The sequence below is a fragment of the Evansella vedderi genome (assembly GCF_030813435.1).
Taxonomy (GTDB): domain Bacteria; phylum Bacillota; class Bacilli; order Bacillales; family Salisediminibacteriaceae; genus Evansella; species Evansella vedderi.
Window position 1 is genome coordinate 90,895 of the sequence record NZ_JAUSUG010000004.1, and the last position, 18,427, is coordinate 109,321.

The window sequence follows — 18,427 nt, forward strand, 5'->3', positions numbered from 1 at the left end:
TATACTTCGCTACGGTAGTACATTGTTCGTATTTCCAGTTAATCACTTCAGTTATGTCCCAGCCTCTTTTTGCACTTTATTAGATTTCCATTTTATTGAGAATCTAGTAAAATCCTGTCGTTTAAAAGGAGAAATAATTTAGAATTTTTGATATAATAGTTTTGTTATTGTCTAAAAGTGTAATTTAATTGGAAAACAGCTTAAGGACGAGTATTTTTTAAACGATCGTTTAAAAATAAGACCTTTCATTGTTATGCCAATAAACTTTTTATTAAAGGAGCGGTCGTATGGAGAAGCAGCAGGAAATGTTAGAAAAAATAAAGGGATCAATCTCCACTGTCCTTGTTGGAAAAGAAGAGGTTACGGAACTGGTTATGATTGCCTTGTTAAGTCGAGGTCATGTTTTACTTGAAGATGTTCCTGGTACAGGAAAAACGATGCTAACGAAAACGCTAGCAAAATCAATTGACGGAAAATTCCGCCGCGTTCAGTTCACTCCTGATGTTTTACCAAGTGATGTTACTGGTATTCAATTTTTTAATCCGAAAGAGCAAAGCTTCGAGCTTCGGCCAGGACCAGTAATGACAAACATCCTTTTAGCCGATGAAATTAATCGTGCTACACCAAGAACACAATCCAGTTTGCTTGAGGTTATGGAAGAAGGACAAGTTACCATTGACGGAGAAACATTGGCCTTACCTACTCCTTTTATTGTAATTGCCACACAAAACCCTGTTGAGTCGCAGCAAGGGACCTTTGCATTGCCTGAAGCTCAAATGGACCGCTTCCTTATGCAAATTAAAGTGGGTTACCCAACGATGCAAGAAGAACAACAGATGCTGAAAATGTACAAGGAGCAGGAGCCACTTGAGAATTTATCCGCTATTGTTACATTAGATGAGATAAAAGAAATGCAGCAGGAAATACGGAAAATACAGCTTTCGGAACCTGTGGAATCTTACTTGCTTAAAATTATCCGTGCCACAAGAGAATCGGAAAGTGTGGAGCTTGGGGTAAGTCCAAGGGGAACTCTGGCCCTCATGCATGCTGCCCAAGCAAGAGCCTACTTACAAGGAAGAGATTACGTTATTCCTGAAGATATTAAAGCATTGGCCCCTCATGTCCTTTGCCACCGTCTTGTATTAACAATGGAAAGCTCCATGAGACGCACGAAGGAAGATGTATTTAACGACATATTAAAAACTATTGAAGTCCCTGTGGAAGCAGGAGCCATTAGAAAATGATTCTTTGGAATGTCGAGCGGATCTATTCAAAGGGGTATAATATTTTAGGCTCTATTATTCCTATATTATTGATTATTTCCTTTTTAACCAATGAATTTTGGCTGTTTAGCATTATTTTTTTACTTATTTTATTCATGGTATTAAATGAGCTCTATTTGAGATATATTTCCAAAAACATTGTCATTCCTAATGAAATCGTTGTCAAAAGATTATTCAAGGGGGATGAAGCAGTTTTACATGTTCCTGTGGAAAACAAGGGAAAACTCCCTGTTTTTAGCGGAAGATGGAACTTCTTTTTATTTGATTCAGATGATGCTATAAAAGTGAAAGAAGTAAATAACATTCAGAGATATCAGTCAAATTATGAGCAGCCATTATCTGTCCCCGCCCTTACGAGACGTTTATTCCCAGTCCATATTCAAGGCGTTAAAAGGGGCACCGCGGAAATACGCTCTATTCAATTTGAGCTTTACGACTTCTTCAAATTTAACCATGTCCGCCTCACCTATCAAGGACATTACCGTGGGGAAGCCATCGTTTATCCAACACCGGCTCCTATCTCAGGTCTGGAGAAGGTACTGCAGCAGGAAAGGGGAGAGCAGCCGCAGCGTTTTTCCTTTCATGAGGATGTCATGATGATGGTTGGAAATCGAGATTATATGAATGGGGATCCTTTCAATCGTATTAACTGGAAGGCTTCTGCAAAAACAGATGAGCTTCAAACGAAGCTATTTGAGAAAGTAACCTTATCCCAATGGACAATCGTTGTGAACATTCAAAATAAAGATCCCTTATTGCAAACGATAGCATCGTTGGAGGATGTATTAAACAATGTAGCTTATGCCTGCCAGTTCGCAACTAGATACCAAATTTCCTTTGAAATGTACATTAACATTAGAGTGCCTTCTTCAAGGGTGGGGTTATATTTACCTGCAGGCCAAGGGAAAAACCATTTAGTAAGGGCAATGGAAATGCTGGCCCGTATTCGAAGATCTACCGTAGCCTTTCCCATGGAGCAAACATTATTTACTCTCTTCCATCAAGGGAAAACACCTTCATTCGTCCTTCACTTTGGTGAATTCACAGAGGAGGAAAACGAACAATATATACAAGCAAAAAGCAACAACACAAGTGTTTATCGAGTAGTCACAGAAGACAGCGGGGTGCACCTTACTTCAGTTCGGGGGCAAAAAAATGAAGCAATGGCAAATTGAGATTATACGTTGGACAAATTATAGCTTAGAAGCGCTTTTCTTCTATGTATTGGTGTTTCCATTGTACGCTGTTTACGGCAGTTTCCCCCCTGTCATGCCATATATTTTCGTTATTATTACATCTGCAATTGTTTATGGATTTTTACTCCATAAAACAAAGTCTACTTCTACCTCCGCAATTGGTCTTCCCATTGTGTTGATTGTTGGGGGAATTGGAGATTTCAATCTACTCATGGCTGCATTTTTGGCAGTTATGACCTTCTGGAGAGCAGTCGTTCATTTTGAAGAATATGATCGAACAAATGAATTCCCTGTCTTTTTAATGACTTTGGGTGCTGGAATCATTTATTTCTTCTGGTTCAGTGATTTTGACGGAAGACAAATGCTCTTATTCTTGATTTTTGCTCACTTCTTACTAGCAATGGGACTAAAGACATTATCCATGACCTTACACTCCAATGTTAGTGAAGAGCAAAAAAAGAGTCATTTGAAGTGGATTTTAGGGGCACTACTTACTGTTTCCAGTTTTTCATTAGTATTAAGCTTAATCTTTCCTTACCTTCAATGGTTTTTTATTCAATTAGCCCGTTTGGTATTTTATACAGCTGGATTAATTGTGAGTCCAATTATATATCTAATACGATTACCGAGATCTGATGGCCCAGGTTATGGTGATTCTTCACTTAGCTTGGAAGGGGAAGACGAAAGAAGAGATGCTTTTGAAACATTAGAGATGGGGGAATCTTTCCTAAGCTTCGAACAATTCTTTTGGATCATTAGTAGCATTCTTCTTCTCTTGGTAGTGTATCTTATTATTAAAAGAGTTCGAAACGTGGAGACAAAACAAATTGAGTTCACTGAAATACGGGAAGCAGAGCTATCTTCTCTGAAAAAAACAGGATCCTTTTGGTCCTCTTTCAGACAAGGCCGTGTACCTAAAAATGAAATTAGACGTGAATTCTATCATTTTCAAGAAAGTTTAGTGAAGTCTGAGTGGGCAAGGAATGGAAATGAAACCGTGGAAGATTGGGTAATGAGGTTACCAATTAGCAATTCCCTAAAGGAAACGGTTATCAAAAATTATCAAAAGGTTCGTTACGGGAATATAGAAGTAAGTAAAGAACAACAAAAAGAATTTAAGGAAGCAATAAAACAAGCTAAAAAAGAAATAAAAACTCATGAAAAAAACGCTAGCTGATCATTTGCTAGCGTTTTTCTTTAGCTGTGAATAGCTTTTTCACCATTCCCCCTAAGGAAAAAAGGGTTAGATGAACAGGTAAAAAGGTTTTTTTCCAATTAGGTATTTGTAAGAGTCCTCCCTGCTTTAACAGAAAGTCCGTAAATAACAATGAAGAGATGGTAATTAATGATTGACTTAACCCTTTTTTCTTATCGTTTATTGTATACAAGACAGAAACCCACAAGGAATATAATGGAGTTAAGATAAAATGTTCATCCCAATTAAATGTTTTATACCCAAAACGAAACTTATTTTTCAAAGCTAAAAGAAATAGCCAATTTACATGTATGACAACAAAAGTTAAATATCTTGAAAGTGTCATTGGATTTTGGTTTCGAATGCTTTTAATCACAATATCACTAATTTTAAAAAAAACTGGTAGGAGGATGCTAGTATAAAGTGCGTCCCACCATTGATGTCTATAAATTTTTAACCGTAAAAATAAATGCTCCACTATAAAAAAATAAGCAGTGAAAAAAAGTTTGTACCTCCACCCTAATTTAAATAATGAAAGATACGTTGCTGTAATTGGTACGAAAACTGCTTGAGATAAAATGGCACCGAACACATTATCTAAATATTTGTTTCTTATAAATTTAGGGTAGTAAGTATAAGCATGAAACAAGTTTAAGACAAAATATTCAAAAAGGTAAGCTATCCCTATGTTAGGTAGTAAAGACTGTAATGTTTTTCTAATTCCTTTCTTTTGAATAGTAATGAATAAAATAATGGCATGTACTACCAATAAAATAAGGAAGGGCGTATTATTCTTATTTAACCTTTTCATGAAACGCACCCTCCTTAAAAAGTTAGCTTCGTTTTATAGTGTGCAATCAATAATTCTTTTTATACTTTTCACCAGGATTCTAAATGATTGCTCCTGCTCCACTTCGTTTACGCGTGGCACGGAAGAGCGTTGTTGCTTTCCCCGCTGGAGTCGCCACCTTTCGCTTCTCCAAGCTTTTAAAAAAGCAATTCGACTAGGCATTAGTCGGATTGCTTCCTTTCAACGGTTACTTTAGTTCCCCTTTATATAACTTTTTTTTCATTAAGGAGATACCTAATTTCTCCGCTAGTTTTTGTAATCTTTTTACTTCCTGCTCTGTGATAATGGAGACTACAGTACCTGCCTCCCCTGCCCTTCCTGTACGTCCAGCCCGGTGAATATACTGTTCTTCGTCCTTTGGTACCTCTAATTGCACCACATGGGTCAACCCTTTTACGTCCAAACCACGTGCTGCCACGTCCGTCGCTAAAAGTAGTGGATATTTTCCCTCTCGGAACCGTTTGAGTGCGGTCTCTCTCTCCTGCTTCGTCGTATCCCGATGAAGCACTCCTAGTGGCATACCATTGTACTCAAGTTTTGCCGCAAAAGTAGAAAGCATGTTTATATCGTTGGAAAAGGCTAAAGCACGTAAATTTCCAATATTCATAAGCTTTCTTAATGTTGTAATTTTATCCCTTTCCTCACAGACAACATACACATGCTCTACTGTTTCTGGAACCTTCTGGGTAGTGGTTACCCGAATCACATCCGGATCCTTCATACGAGCCTTTGCCTTCTCTTCCACCTCTTCACTTAATGTTGCGGAAAAAACGAGGATTTGCCTTTCTTTAAGGGTGGATTTAATAATATGGTCCACATCCTTTTGATGCTCTTTAGAAAACAACTGATCTCCTTCGTCAAAAACAACTGTTTTCACTTCATGAACTTTGAGCTTCTTCATATTTAGTAATTCCACTACCCTGCCAGGTGTCCCTACAATCATTTGTGGTTTCTTCTTCAATTTATCTAACTGCCGTTTCACGTTGGCCCCACCAATTAATGCAGTCCTCTCAATGCCTGATCCCTCCGTCCAAATTCGAATTTCCTCCAGAATTTGCATGACCAATTCTCTTGAAGACCCTAAAATAAGAACTTGTCCTTCCTTTTTCCTCACATCGACCTTATTTAGAACTGGAAGTAAATAAGCTAACGTTTTCCCTGTCCCTGTAGGCGATTCCGCAATAACATCCTTACCATCTAAAATTGCTGGAACAGCCTTTTCTTGAATCTCAGTTGGATTGGTAAAATTTGATTTTTGCCAACCCTCTTGTAAAAATGGTTGAAAACTAGGTATGATAGACCATGTATTGCTCATTTTTATTCAATGCTCCTTTTTTGTTATATGTATATTTATTTAATTAGTCTAAATTTTAGCTTACATTGATACTAGATACAAAGGTTATGAAAACAACCAAAATTAAAAAGTAAAGGATGACATCCTATGAGTATATTAACAGTTAAAAACTTAAGCCATGGCTTCGGGGACCGTGCTATTTTTAACGACGTCTCTTTCCGCCTCCTAAAGGGGGAGCATATCGGGTTAATTGGTGCCAATGGAGAAGGAAAGTCCACGTTTATGAATATTATTACCCGCCAATTAGATCCTGATGAAGGAAAAATTGAATGGGCAAAAAATGTTCGTGTAGGTTTCCTCGATCAGCATACGAAATTAGCGAAGGGGCAAACGATGCGTGACGTCCTCAAAAGTGCCTTCCAGTATCTATTTGACCTCGAAGCAGATATGAATGGCATGTATGAAAAAATGGGGGAAGCATCTCCCGGGGAAATGGAAAGGCTCCTAGAAGAAGTAGGAACCATTCAAGACTTGCTTACGAACAATGATTTTTACACCATCGATGCCAAGGTAGAAGAGGTTGCCCGCGGTTTAGGTCTCGACGAAATTGGCCTTGATCGTGATGTCAACGATCTAAGTGGTGGTCAACGTACGAAAATTCTATTAGCTAAGCTGTTGTTGGAAAAGCCGGATATTCTATTGCTGGACGAGCCGACGAACTATTTAGATGAGCAGCATATTGAATGGTTAAAGCGCTATTTACAGGATTATGAGAATGCGTTTATTTTAATCTCCCACGATATTCCTTTCTTAAACAGCGTGATCAACCTCATCTATCATATGGAAAATCAAGAGCTAAATCGTTATGTAGGAGACTACGATCACTTTATGCATGTATATGAAGTAAAGAAGCAGCAGTTAGAAGCTGCCTACAAAAAACAACAGCAGGAAATCTCTGAATTGAAAGACTTCGTTGCAAGAAACAAAGCCCGCGTGGCTACTCGAAACATGGCCATGTCCCGACAAAAGAAGCTGGACAAAATGGATGTCATTGAGCTAGCTAAAGAAAAGCCAAAGCCTGAATTCCATTTTAAAACTGCCCGAACACCAAGTAAGACTATTTTTGAAACAAAAGATCTTGTGATTGGTTATGATGAGCCGTTATCCCAGCCATTGAACTTAAGAATGGAACGCGGTCAAAAGATCGCCCTTGTCGGTGCCAATGGTATTGGTAAAACAACATTGCTACGAAGTCTTTTAGGAGAAATTAAACCTATTAGTGGTACGGTAGAACGTGGAGAATTTCTTGAAATTGGTTACTTCGAGCAAGAAATTAAAGTGGAGAACCAAAACACTTGTATCGAGGAAGTTTGGAGCGAGTTCCCTAGCATGAACCAAGCAGAGGTCCGTGCTGCCTTAGCAAAATGCGGTTTAATGACTAAACACATTGAAAGTAAGGTTTCCGTTTTAAGTGGTGGAGAAAAGGCAAAGGTACGCCTTTGTAAATTAATTAATAATGGAACAAATGTCCTTGTACTAGACGAGCCCACTAACCATTTAGACGTAGATGCAAAAGAAGAGCTTAAGCGAGCGTTAAAAGCTTATCAAGGAAGTATCCTTCTCATCAGTCACGAACCTGAATTCTACAAAGAAGTAGTAACTGACATCTGGAACGGCGAAAACTGGACAACAAAAATATTCTAGACCAGGTCCCTGAACATTTTGTGAACAAATTGAAACATTGAAAAAGACCGGGTCCCTACAATTTTGTAACGTAAAGTTCACAAAATTGTACGGGACCCGGTCTGTGACTTTTGGTCTGTGACTTTTATTCAGGTCGTTCTAGTTCGAAAACTTCACCTTGTTTTGCGTACTCCTTTCCCCCAAGCCTTGCAATCGGCCTTAGGAGGCTTGAATCCACTTTTCCATCTGTACCAATAACATTTTCTGCAACATGATATTTTACTACTCGCCCGATTATAAAGTCCGTAGTTGTAGGACCTTCTTTAAACGTTAAATGTTTCTCCAAAGTACATTCAAATCGGACAGGGGCTTCCTTAATTCCAGGAACCTTCACTACTTCACTGGTAACGGGAGTTAACCCCACCTTTTCAATTTCACTCTCATCAGGTGCTAAATTCGCTGCCGTTTCATTTACCGCTTCAACATTTTTCTCATCTGTTATGTGAATAACAAATTCTCCTTGCTCCAAAATATTTTTTGCCGTATCCTTCAGCTCGTCACCTCTCCGCCCGATGGAAATGGACACAAGGGGTGGTTCCGCGGAAACCACATTAAAAAAGCTAAAGGGAGCACCATTTAATGTCCCATCTTTCCCTTCGGAAGTAACAAAAGCTATAGGACGGGGCATAATTGTCGTAGACAATAGTACATAGTTTTCCTTTTTAGACAATGCTTTCGGATCCATAGCTCGCATACTAACCACTACTCTCCCTTCACCTGTTTCTTATACCAAGCAGCAGCATTTTCCACTTCCTCTCTCGTTAGTTGATGACCTAAGTTTGCCCAAAATACTTCCACGTTCGCTCCTGCTCCTGTAAGATCCTTTTCTAAATCCTTCGTCTCCTGGGCCGGACAAATAGGATCATTGACGCCAGCTCCTATGAATACTGGTACACCTTTTAAATCAGGTACATCAATTCCCCGTCTTGGGACCATTGGATGAAGAAGAACTGACCCTTGCAACACCTTTCCATAGTGATATAGGAGGCTTCCTGCAATATTCGCACCATTGGAATATCCAACGGCTACTACCTGACTTCTATCAAAACCGTAGTCCTTTGCTGCTTGATCCACAAAATCCCTTAGTTCCTTCGTACGATATATGAGGTCCTCCTCGTCAAAAACCCCTTCAGCTAACCTGCGAAAAAATCGATTCATTCCGTTTTCATCTACGTTTCCCCTCACACTAAGGACAGATGCACCTGGGTCAATCATATCCCCTAATGGCAGCAGGTCATTTTCATCTCCACCGGTTCCATGCAGCAGAAGCAACGTGGTGGAATTCCCCTCTTCACCTTTTTTAAAAATATGTTTCATCGTCATAGTTAACACTCCTCATTCTCAAAGTTATACAAACAGCCTCTATGAAAAACTTTTTATTTATTGTATTAATACAACCTAAACTTTCCAAAAGTAAGTACCTTTATTTTATAATTTGTCGCAAATGAATACAAAACATTTGATTGCGTTGAAGGTGTTAAATAAATTTTGTTCATGTGCAAGTATATCTAAGTACTTTATCCACTCTATCCCCTTTCTGTTTGGGGGCGAGTATCATCCATGGTCTATGCATATTCTTTGCCCCCATTAAGTATCTCATGTACACTTTATAAGTGTTGCTTTTCTAAATTTTAGGGGCTTCTCATGTTATAAGGCATAACATTTTTTTTGCCAAAACTCACTCATTAATAAGGGGTGTTATGTAGTGAATGTTATTTCCAATACAATTCATGAAATGGATATTTTAGTTAGGGACTTACGACAACGTTCCAACGATATTGAACAAATAGTTAATTATTTAACTCAAATTGTTGAAAAGACAAGCCATCTCCCCCCAGAAACGTTATGTAATTTCAAAACGAGAGATTCCCATTGTAATTTAACAAAACGTATTAGTAAGCTAGCTAATCAACTAGTGTTTACTCTTAAGGACTTGAATGGGGAAACGAAGGATACTTTGGAAACACTGACTAAATTAAAACAGAAATCTAAGGAAGCGTTCGCCCCACTATCTGAGACTAGAAAATCAGTAGAGGAATTGGTTACAATATTAGAGGAAGTCTGTCAAAACGTAAGTCATTCCCACTTTGCAGCTCTTCAAATTGCCTATAAATTAAATAATCTAACAAATGATAATCATGCAAATACATATCAAACAAATCAAATAGTAGAAGAATTAGAAAGGATTATTTACATCGTAATAAATTCAAAATAAAATGAAAAGCCCACCCAAAGGAGTGCGCCCTAATTTACGTTATAATTTTATTATTATAGCTGTAATTTTATCGAACCTTCGATTGGGCTTCATTTCTAGCTAAAAATAAGCGAATTTCTTCAGGTTTAATACCTAAACTGCGAGCTTCCTCCAATAATTGAACCCACTCCTCATCAACTACAGGTTTCTTAAGCTTAATTACCTTTTCCATACATCAAACTTTCCCCTTTCTCATCATGCCTCTAGGAAACTCGGCTATCTTAGATATAATGTATACCCTTAGACCCGTAGCTTTGCGCCCCTACCTTTCAGTAAGTTTACCCTTTTCTAGAAGAAGGCTCATTCTACTCATTTTTTCCAAAATCACCATTTTCCCCAACAATACGTTACAGTTTATGGATAAAAACATAATATAGAACAATTTTTTCCTTATGTATCATCCCCTTTGTTCATCCTCTACCGTTGATAATCATTTTTCTCTACGAATTAATATAAGAGATCAAGGTTAAATTAAGGTTAAAATTCATAATTTTTTTAAACATTTCTCTTTACAAAATCAAACTTTTACTATCTCAATTCCACACTAATCGACATAAACATAAAAAAGGGTGTGATAAAACATCGTTTTATGACCTTCTATCACACCCTTTTTATATTTTCCTTTTATTTTAGGCTCTGTTAAACTTTGATATTGATTTTCACTTCAGGACGCTCGCTACAATCAACCCTGTTAAAAATCAACAATGACCTTTAACAGAGCCTTTTTAACAACCCTAACAGTATTTTTTCTCCGTAAATCAATAAGTTTCTGTCACAAATTTTTGTGTTGGAACTTCTCTTTAACCAACATTTTAATAATGGAATTAAGAGCTCCCCCATGTCTAAGAAGGTATGGTAATATCCGTATTTATTCCCTAAAGATAATGCTTTTAACAGCTGTACATCTGATTGAAGCGGATTGGTTAAATGACGATTACAAATTGCTTGTAAAACGTACATCTCTATTTTCATTCCAATACCTTCTTCATTATTTTTTTCAATGAAATTCCTTACTTTAGTTAACAAGTCGTTAGCTTCTTCCAACTTTTTTAAACTAACGTAGACTTGGGTTAAAGTAAGGAAGGAAAAGAGCGTTAGGTTTGATACTGCTGCCTTTGAAATAACCGTTGATTGGCTCGTTAACCAATTAAGGAGTTCCTTCTTATTTCCGTCCGCCATTAATATCCTAGCTTTTTGGCTTTGAATAACCGTTATCCAGTGGGAATGCTTATCTTTCCTTAAATCACTCTCTAACTGGTTTAGTATGGAAAGAGCATCTATGCAATCACCATGTGCTGTCAGTATTTTAGCTTGAATAAGCTTTATCGGAATAATATTTCCTAAATCTTTATTCCTCTCTGCATAACATAAAGTGACCGGAAGGAACTTTAAAGCTTTATTTATTTCACCTGTTTCATAAAAAATTTCACCCATTGCTATATTACAGTAGGACATGGAAGACATTGCAATCCGAGCTAGTCCCACTTTTAACAGCAGTTTTGAATATATATCTTTCGCTTGTCCTATATTCCCTTTGTAGCATATTGGGCTCTGAAGCAAAGAAGCATGGCCAACATTAATTGAAGGAAATTTGAAAAGACTATTATTATTATTCATAAACTGATTATTGGAAGTTACGCTTTCGAAAGGGCCAGTAGGGTGTCCATCTATATGTAAAAGTACAGATTCCAAAAATGAGATTTCGTTTCTCAAAAGTTTATTTCTGTTGAAAAGATACTCATTTGACTGCTTTATAGCTCTTAGAAATTCAATTGCTTGTTGGTACTCTTCTTCTAACAAAAGCAGATGTACATAAATAAACAGCAAACAAGGGCTTGTTGAAAAATCCACTTTCTCGAACGGATTCCAAGATTTCAAATAATCAAATTGTCCTTTATTAAAGAGAAGTAATGCGAAATCTTCTAATTGATCGATTTCAATCATACAATTTTTATTTACAAAAAGCCCGACCATCTTGTTCTTAAAGCTTGATAATCCAAATGATGAATTACTTTTCCAATAAGTAAATGATTCAGTCCCAGTTTTTAACTGAAAGATATGGGGACCATACATTGAATGAAAATCTATTTTATATTCACTCCAATCTAACGGCTTCCACTTAGTCATAACTCTACCCTCTCTCCAGTAAAAATCAATCAAATCTCTATCATTTCCCGTAAACCCTAGTAAGCATAAACCTATAGATAAGCTAATAAAAAATATACTATATAAAGGTTAAATACTAGTAAAAAAATGATAACCTCTTGCATTATTCTTAAAAATATATTTGAAATTATGGAAATTTGTATGGGGGCTTTTAAAAAATAGCTTTGTTAAACTTTGATGTTGATTTCCGCTTCAATCAACGCTATTTAAATATCAACTTTGTCCTTTAACAGAGCCAAAAAAAGAATACTCGCTATTCTAAGCAAGCATTCCTATCAGCCTTCTAATGAGACTCTATCTTCTTTTGAACGTTAAATTTATAACCAAACCCCCTAACCGTTTGTATTAGTGCTGGTTTGGAAGGGTCCTCCTCTATTTTTCGCCGAAGGTTACTAACATGAACTTGCACCGTTTTTAAATCTCCAAAGCTATCAACCCCCCAAATTAAATCATATAATTGTTCCGCACTAAATACTTGATTTTGATTTTCTACTAATAGAATAAGAAGCTGTAATTCCTTCGTATAAAGGGATACTTTTTCTCCACGGACAAATACGTCATAGCTGTCTAAATCAATAACAAGATGGTTATAGGTAAATACTCGTTTTTTACGATTTGGTTCCGATAATACCATACTATTCCTTCGCAAATTAGCCCGTACTCTAGCTTCTAACTCCATTAAATCAAAGGGTTTTGTAATAAAATCATCGGCTCCCACTTCTAACCCCAACACTTTATCTACAGGGTCTCGTTTACTGCTTAAAAACAATACAGGTACATCTGTATACAGTCTAATTTTTTTACATAGCTCAAACCCTTCAATTCCAGGAAGCATTACATCTAGTAAAATCAACTGGGGCTTTTCCTTTTTTACTAGTTTTAATGCCTCATACCCCTCAGCCGCTGTCCAAACATCATAACCTTTTTTCTTAAAGTAAAGGGCTGTTAACTCACGTATATCCATGTCATCTTCTACAATTAAAAGTTTTTCGTCAGACATAATTGACTCATCTCCCAGCTTAAGAAAATTTGCATCCATTAAGGTTATTCTCATTCAAAAGAAATTGGTAATGAAAAATAAAAGCTAGTGCCTTCCCCTTCTTTACTATCCACCCAAATTTCCCCTTTATGATAGTGAATAATTTCTTGCGTAATGGCGAGACCCAATCCGGAACCGCTGTTATCCCGCGTATTTATTCCTTTATAGAAGCGATCAAAAACATACGGTAAATCTACCTGTTTAATTCCTCGTCCAGTATCCTTCACTTCAATCATGACTTCTCCGTCAAAATCCACATTACTGTCTTTCGTATCTTTCTTGACAGCCTTTACATAAATGGAAATTTCTCCGCCTGAATCTGTAAACTTCATTGCATTGTATATTAAATTGGTAAAAACTTGGTCCATTCGTTCTTGATCAATATAGATAAATCCCCTTTGACTTTCCTTTGGTAAATCCATTACAGGGGCATGAAAGGTAATATTCTTTTTTGGTACATCCATTTCAAATCGCGTATATATTTCATTCATCCATTTACGAAGGTCGACCATGGTTATATTCAATCTCATAGTACCAGTTTGAAACTTGGATAAATCGAATAAATCTTGAATTAATCGATCTAATAGTTGTATTTTATTTTCAACAGATTGCAAATATTTTGGGTCATTCCCTTCAATTATTCCAGTACGGACAGATTGTACATAGCCCTGTAAAAATGTTATGGGTGTCCCCAGTTCATGGGAGATATTCGATAATAGTTGTTTTCTGGACTTTTCCCATTTCCTTAACTGTTCATTGGCTTTTTCAAGTTCTATATTGGCTTTCTCTAGCTTGCCCGTTCGTTCTTTTACCTTCTCCTCAAGCTTATCATTCATTTCCTGAAGTCTCTGATTTATTTTATCCTTTTGTGCTTCTGCCTGTTCCTTTTCCTTTCTCATAACATTTATCTTATCTGCCAAAGCAAAGGAAAATAGGACAAATTCTACGGCGGACGTCATTTGCCACGCATACTTCGTAAAGAATGTTACGGGAATAACTCCCGCATCAGCACCAAGGGATATAGCTGTTCCAACAATTGAAATAGTCCAAGCGAGAAGGAAATACCTAGCCGGGTGGTAGCCTCTTTGATAACAGATAAAAGCCGCAACAAAGATAACAATGACATTGATAAACGAACTTACTACTATTAGGTTGAGAGCCATACTGTACGAGAAAAATAACAGTATAGTGATACAAAGACTAAAAACAATTAAATAATTGAATGCTAGATTAAAACGGGGTGTATACTTATTAAGGCTTAAAAAGCTTTTTGCAAATAAAAAGGCTGTAATATTAGAAATAGACATGAAAAACACGATAGAGCGATTGTTCCACCAAGGTGTATCTGGCCATAAATATTGATAGGCCGAGCCTGTAAAGGACACATGAATAAAAAAGTTTGAAACAATAAAGATAACGTAAAATAAATAGCTATTATAACGAAGTGAAAAATAAAGAAATAAATTATATAAGGCCATTACAAAAGCAATCCCATAGAATATCCCCAACAATGAATACTCCACCTGTACTTTTTTAATAAAGGCATGGGGGTCCCATAGGCTTAATGGAAGCTGCATTGCCCCTTCCGTTTCAAAGCGGAGATAAAAGACCGTTGCTTCCCCAGGTGGAAATTGCATGTGGTAAATAAAACTTCTATGTTCTACATCTCTATGATTAAAAGGATGTAAATCGCCTGTTAAGCGTTCGTCAAACCCTCCATTGTTCGGAAAAAATAAAGAGATATAATCCATTGCAGGATTATCAATTTCCAACAACCAGTTTCTTTTTGAAGAATCATTATACACCGTTACCTCTACCCAATAGACGGAGGAAGTATAGCCATGATTTGGGATACCACCTGTACTTTTCTCAAAATAATTTCGAATATCTGTCCATAAGATATCTTCTATACTTAGACTTTTATCTGGATCCTCTAATATTTTCATATAGTTATGTACCTTTATCTCGTCTGTATTATCCGTTAAGTGAATAGGGAACTTGGACTCCCCTATGACTGTAGAACCATGTAGAACTGTAAGAAGAAAAAGGGTAAATAATACAAATATCTTATTTCTTCGCAATAGTCACAGTCCCCCCAACAAATATCTTCCTTTTCTACATATTAAAAGTGTTATTTTATTCCATTATGTCGATATTTTAGTATGTTTTCAATAATTTTCTGAATAAAAGAAATACAAATCCCTATAATTTCTCTTAAAGTCTGTTCAAAACTCCCATGTCTTTATAGACACAACGATAAACGAAAACTATTTTTGGCTGTGCTAAATTTGAAGTTGATTTACGCTTCAGCCGTTGCAATGTTTCGAAGCCTGATATGAGTGGGTTTCTCATATCAGGCGCGCAACGCGCGGAGCCATTGCCACTGTTTATATTGACTTTTTCAGTGGCCTCTTGCTATTCCCGCGGGAGTCTCGTGCTTTCCGCTTCAATCAACTTCGTTTAAAAATAAACAATGTATTAAAACAAAGATTAGTTTTTTAGCTTTTGGAACAGACTTTAATAGAATATTTTCATATTAATTTTTGTTCCCTCTTATATGGTAGAATATATGTGAATGATAATTTAGGGGGATTCGTAATGCTCGACCAAGCCCAATCTCTTTTACGACAACATTATGGCTATGACAGCTTCCGCCCTGGACAAGGGGATATAATACAAAATGTAATGAATGGAAAACGTACGATGGGAATAATGCCTACTGGGGGAGGGAAATCTGTTTGTTATCAAATTCCATCGTTAATGCTCCCTGGGATAACCATTGTTATTTCGCCACTTATTTCCTTAATGAAGGATCAAGTAGATGAGTTGAACGAAGTAGGTATATCGTCTACTTATATAAATAGCAGCTTATCAGGACAAGATTTAAACGATCGTTTAACACTAATGCAGTTAGGGGAATATCAACTGGTTTATATTGCTCCAGAAAGGCTAGAGGCCCCATCCTTTCTCCATGCTTTGTCAGGATTAGAGGTTTCCTTAATTGCGGTAGATGAAGCCCATTGCTTATCCCAATGGGGACATGATTTTAGACCAAGCTATATGCGAATACCGGAATTGATTAATAGACTTCAATCCACCCCAGGGATATTAGCATTAACGGCCACTTCCACTCCCGAAGTAACTGCCGATGTTTGTGATGCCTTAAACATCCTCCCTGAGTCCGTATTCCAGACAGGTTTTGCCCGAGAAAATTTATCCTTCCATGTCTTAAAAGGATTAGACAGGGATGCCTATGTAAAACGATACATTAAGAAAAACCAAGATGTTTCTGGTATCATTTACGCTGCAACTCGAAAAGAAGTAGAGAAGCTGTACGAGCTCCTACAGTCCTTGGACATTTCCGTTGGAAAATACCACGGAGGAATGACCAGCCACGAACGGGAGTCCATGCAGGAGGACTTTGTTTACGACCACATTAAAGTAATGGTAGCAACCAATGCTTTCGGGATGGGGATTAATAAATCTAACGTACGCTATGTAATCCACTATCAGCTCCCTAGAAATATCGAAAGCTATTACCAGGAAGCAGGAAGGGCTGGACGTGACGGAGATGAAAGCGAGTGTATTCTACTATTCTCAGCCCAGGATATACGAATTCAACAGTTCCTTATAGAACAATCCAACTTAAGTGAAGGTAGAAAGGAAAATGAATATCGTAAATTACAGGCCATGGCAAACTATTGCCATACAGAAAGCTGCTTACAATTGTATATCCTTGATTACTTTGGTGACAAAGGATCAGCTCCCTGTGGGAAATGTCATCATTGCGTAGATGACAGGGAATCCGAAGATGTGACAAGGGAAGCACAAATGGTTTTTTCCTGTGTAAAACGAATGAGGGAACGGTTCGGTAAAACGATGGTAGCACAGGTGTTAGTAGGTTCAGGGAACAAAAAAGTTATGGAATTAGGCTTCCAAAAGCTATCAACGTACGGTCTTCTTAAGGATCGCACCCAAAAGGATGTAAGCCAATTTATAGATTATCTCGTGGCTTCACAGTTTTTAGCTCTGAGTGATGGGAGTTTCCCTGTTCTTCAGTTAACGGAAAAGGCGATCCATGTATTAAAAGGTGAACTAACAGTTGAACGAAAACAGGAAAAACAACCAATTCAAGTTGTAAAAAGCCATCCTTTATTTGAGAAACTCCGTGAGCTCCGTTCTAGATTAGCCAAAGAGTCAAAAGTGGCACCGTATATGATTTTTTCAGATAAAACATTAAACGAATTGTGTGCTAAACTTCCAACAACCTCTTCAGCTATGCTCCTTGTTAAAGGTGTGGGAGAACAAAAATTTGAACGTTACGGGGAAGAATTTCTAAAAACGATTAAAGAGTTCTTAGGGGAAAATCCAAACTATAAGCCAGAAAATTATCAAACCCCATCCACTGTAAATCAGAAGTTCTTTGACACTAGCACCACCAGTGGCAACGATAAAACACCTAGTCACATCTTCAGCCTCGAGCTATATAAAGCCGGGAAAAGTATTAAGGAAGTCGCCGCACTACGGAATATTGGCACCCAAACAGTGGAAGGACATCTCCTTCGTGCAGCAGCAGAAGGACAAGAGGTAAGCTTTACAAGAGAGCTAGATGAGGAAACAAAGGCGTTAATCATAAAGGTCATTAATGACGTGGGGCTAGAAGGGGGACTTAAACCTTTAAAGGAAGCACTTCCAGAAGAAGTAAGCTACTTTGCCATAAGAGTCGTTATCCAAGAACAATCCACCGAAGAAGTTTCATGAGGCTGGGACAAAAGTATTTTTACTAATAAGAAATCCGAATAAACTTGATGTAGGTGCAATCTACCCGCTTTGGAAATATACTTCCCTAAGGTAGTGTATTGTTCGTATTTCCGATTAAACACTTTAGTTATGTTCCAACCTATTTTACAAAAAGACTCAGGCTTAAACAATTTATTATTTTCCCGTAGACCTCAATACAATAGTCATTTCGCACCATGGAGTATGAAAATATTAGTCTGCATTGGAATGAGCGAAGGTCCGTGAGACTCCTGTGGGAGAATGACGAGGCCACTGAAAAAGTCATATATTTTTCGCCGAGAAAATAGCAATCGCTCCGCGCGTTGCGCGCCTGCTATGAAAAAACCACTCATAGCAGGCTTTAAAAACTTGCAACGGCTTCGCTGATTGCTTGGAGACCGTAGCGAATGACAACCTGATTCGAATTTTTCGGGGTAGGACACATATTTTGGTTAAACATTGGAAATAACAAGTGGAGGCTCTCTTGATCACCATGCATCAGGAAAAATCCCACCTCCTTATAACCTACTTTTATTACCTGGTTATAATTAGCCATTGACTTAAGGATATAACCTTGATAGGATCAATAAGTAACCATTGTGGGAATGTTCAAAAATTGACTTTCTTC

Annotated in this window: 14 protein-coding genes and 1 riboswitch; of the genes, 6 read left to right on the plus strand and 8 right to left on the minus strand. The window is 37.4% G+C overall.

The window, feature by feature from the left end:
- Positions 1-287 precede the first annotated feature (287 nt).
- The 3 genes from J2S74_RS06730 to J2S74_RS06740 are packed head-to-tail and all read left to right on the plus strand — an operon-like array spanning position 288 to position 3,656.
- The gene (locus J2S74_RS06730; RefSeq protein WP_307323357.1) at positions 288-1,244 is read left to right on the plus strand and encodes an AAA family ATPase; all 957 of its coding nucleotides are present in this window, start codon (positions 288-290) and stop codon (positions 1,242-1,244) included.
- Complete coding sequence (locus tag J2S74_RS06735) at positions 1,241-2,458, plus strand: DUF58 domain-containing protein (RefSeq protein WP_307323358.1); 1,218 nt, start codon at positions 1,241-1,243, stop codon at positions 2,456-2,458. Before J2S74_RS06730 ends, J2S74_RS06735 begins: the two co-directional genes overlap by 4 nt.
- Complete coding sequence (locus J2S74_RS06740; RefSeq protein WP_307323361.1) at positions 2,439-3,656, plus strand: hypothetical protein; 1,218 nt, start codon at positions 2,439-2,441, stop codon at positions 3,654-3,656. Before J2S74_RS06735 ends, J2S74_RS06740 begins: the two co-directional genes overlap by 20 nt.
- A gap of 7 nt (positions 3,657-3,663) precedes the next feature.
- On the opposite strand, the gene J2S74_RS06745 is transcribed toward J2S74_RS06740, so the two are convergent.
- A complete protein-coding gene (locus tag J2S74_RS06745) occupies positions 3,664-4,485 on the minus strand; it encodes a hypothetical protein (RefSeq protein ID WP_307323363.1) in 822 nt (273 codons plus the stop codon).
- 226 nt (positions 4,486-4,711) lie between these two features.
- Complete coding sequence (locus J2S74_RS06750; RefSeq protein WP_307323365.1) at positions 4,712-5,839, minus strand: DEAD/DEAH box helicase; 1,128 nt, start codon at positions 5,837-5,839, stop codon at positions 4,712-4,714.
- Positions 5,840-5,965: 126 nt separating this feature from the next.
- Between J2S74_RS06750 and J2S74_RS06755 the strand changes: the two genes are divergently transcribed.
- Complete coding sequence (locus tag J2S74_RS06755) at positions 5,966-7,522, plus strand: ABC-F family ATP-binding cassette domain-containing protein (RefSeq protein WP_307323367.1); 1,557 nt, start codon at positions 5,966-5,968, stop codon at positions 7,520-7,522.
- 124 nt (positions 7,523-7,646) lie between these two features.
- On the opposite strand, the gene J2S74_RS06760 is transcribed toward J2S74_RS06755, so the two are convergent.
- Positions 7,647-8,255, minus strand: a complete 609-nt coding sequence (locus J2S74_RS06760; protein WP_307323732.1) for a flavin reductase family protein — start codon at positions 8,253-8,255, stop codon at positions 7,647-7,649.
- 8 nt (positions 8,256-8,263) lie between these two features.
- The gene (locus J2S74_RS06765) at positions 8,264-8,884 is read right to left on the minus strand and encodes an alpha/beta hydrolase (protein WP_307323369.1); all 621 of its coding nucleotides are present in this window, start codon (positions 8,882-8,884) and stop codon (positions 8,264-8,266) included.
- Positions 8,885-9,266: 382 nt separating this feature from the next.
- On the opposite strand from J2S74_RS06765, the gene J2S74_RS06770 reads away from it, so the two are divergent.
- Positions 9,267-9,776 carry a hypothetical protein gene (locus J2S74_RS06770; protein ID WP_307323371.1) on the plus strand — a complete coding sequence of 170 codons (510 nt, stop codon included), beginning with the start codon at positions 9,267-9,269 and terminating at the stop codon, positions 9,774-9,776.
- Positions 9,777-9,843: 67 nt separating this feature from the next.
- Here the strand turns inward: J2S74_RS06770 and J2S74_RS06775 are convergent, their stop codons facing one another.
- The 4 genes from J2S74_RS06775 to J2S74_RS06790 form a co-directional block, all read right to left on the minus strand.
- The gene (locus J2S74_RS06775) at positions 9,844-9,987 is read right to left on the minus strand and encodes an anti-repressor SinI family protein (protein WP_307323374.1); all 144 of its coding nucleotides are present in this window, start codon (positions 9,985-9,987) and stop codon (positions 9,844-9,846) included.
- A 31-nt stretch (positions 9,988-10,018) separates the two neighbouring features.
- Positions 10,019-10,108, minus strand: a riboswitch (cyclic di-GMP riboswitch).
- Positions 10,109-10,526: 418 nt separating this feature from the next.
- Entirely contained in the window at positions 10,527-11,942 is a 1,416-nt protein-coding gene (locus J2S74_RS06780) for a tetratricopeptide repeat protein (RefSeq protein ID WP_307323376.1), read from the minus strand.
- A gap of 322 nt (positions 11,943-12,264) precedes the next feature.
- Positions 12,265-12,981, minus strand: coding sequence for a response regulator transcription factor (locus J2S74_RS06785; RefSeq protein WP_307323378.1), 717 nt, complete (start codon positions 12,979-12,981; stop codon positions 12,265-12,267).
- A 50-nt stretch (positions 12,982-13,031) separates the two neighbouring features.
- Entirely contained in the window at positions 13,032-15,101 is a 2,070-nt protein-coding gene (locus J2S74_RS06790) for a sensor histidine kinase (protein WP_307323381.1), read from the minus strand.
- Between the two features lie 517 nt (positions 15,102-15,618).
- Between J2S74_RS06790 and recQ the strand changes: the two genes are divergently transcribed.
- Positions 15,619-17,781, plus strand: a complete 2,163-nt coding sequence (gene recQ, locus J2S74_RS06795; RefSeq protein ID WP_307323384.1) for a DNA helicase RecQ — start codon at positions 15,619-15,621, stop codon at positions 17,779-17,781.
- The last annotated feature ends 646 nt before the right edge of the window (positions 17,782-18,427 follow it).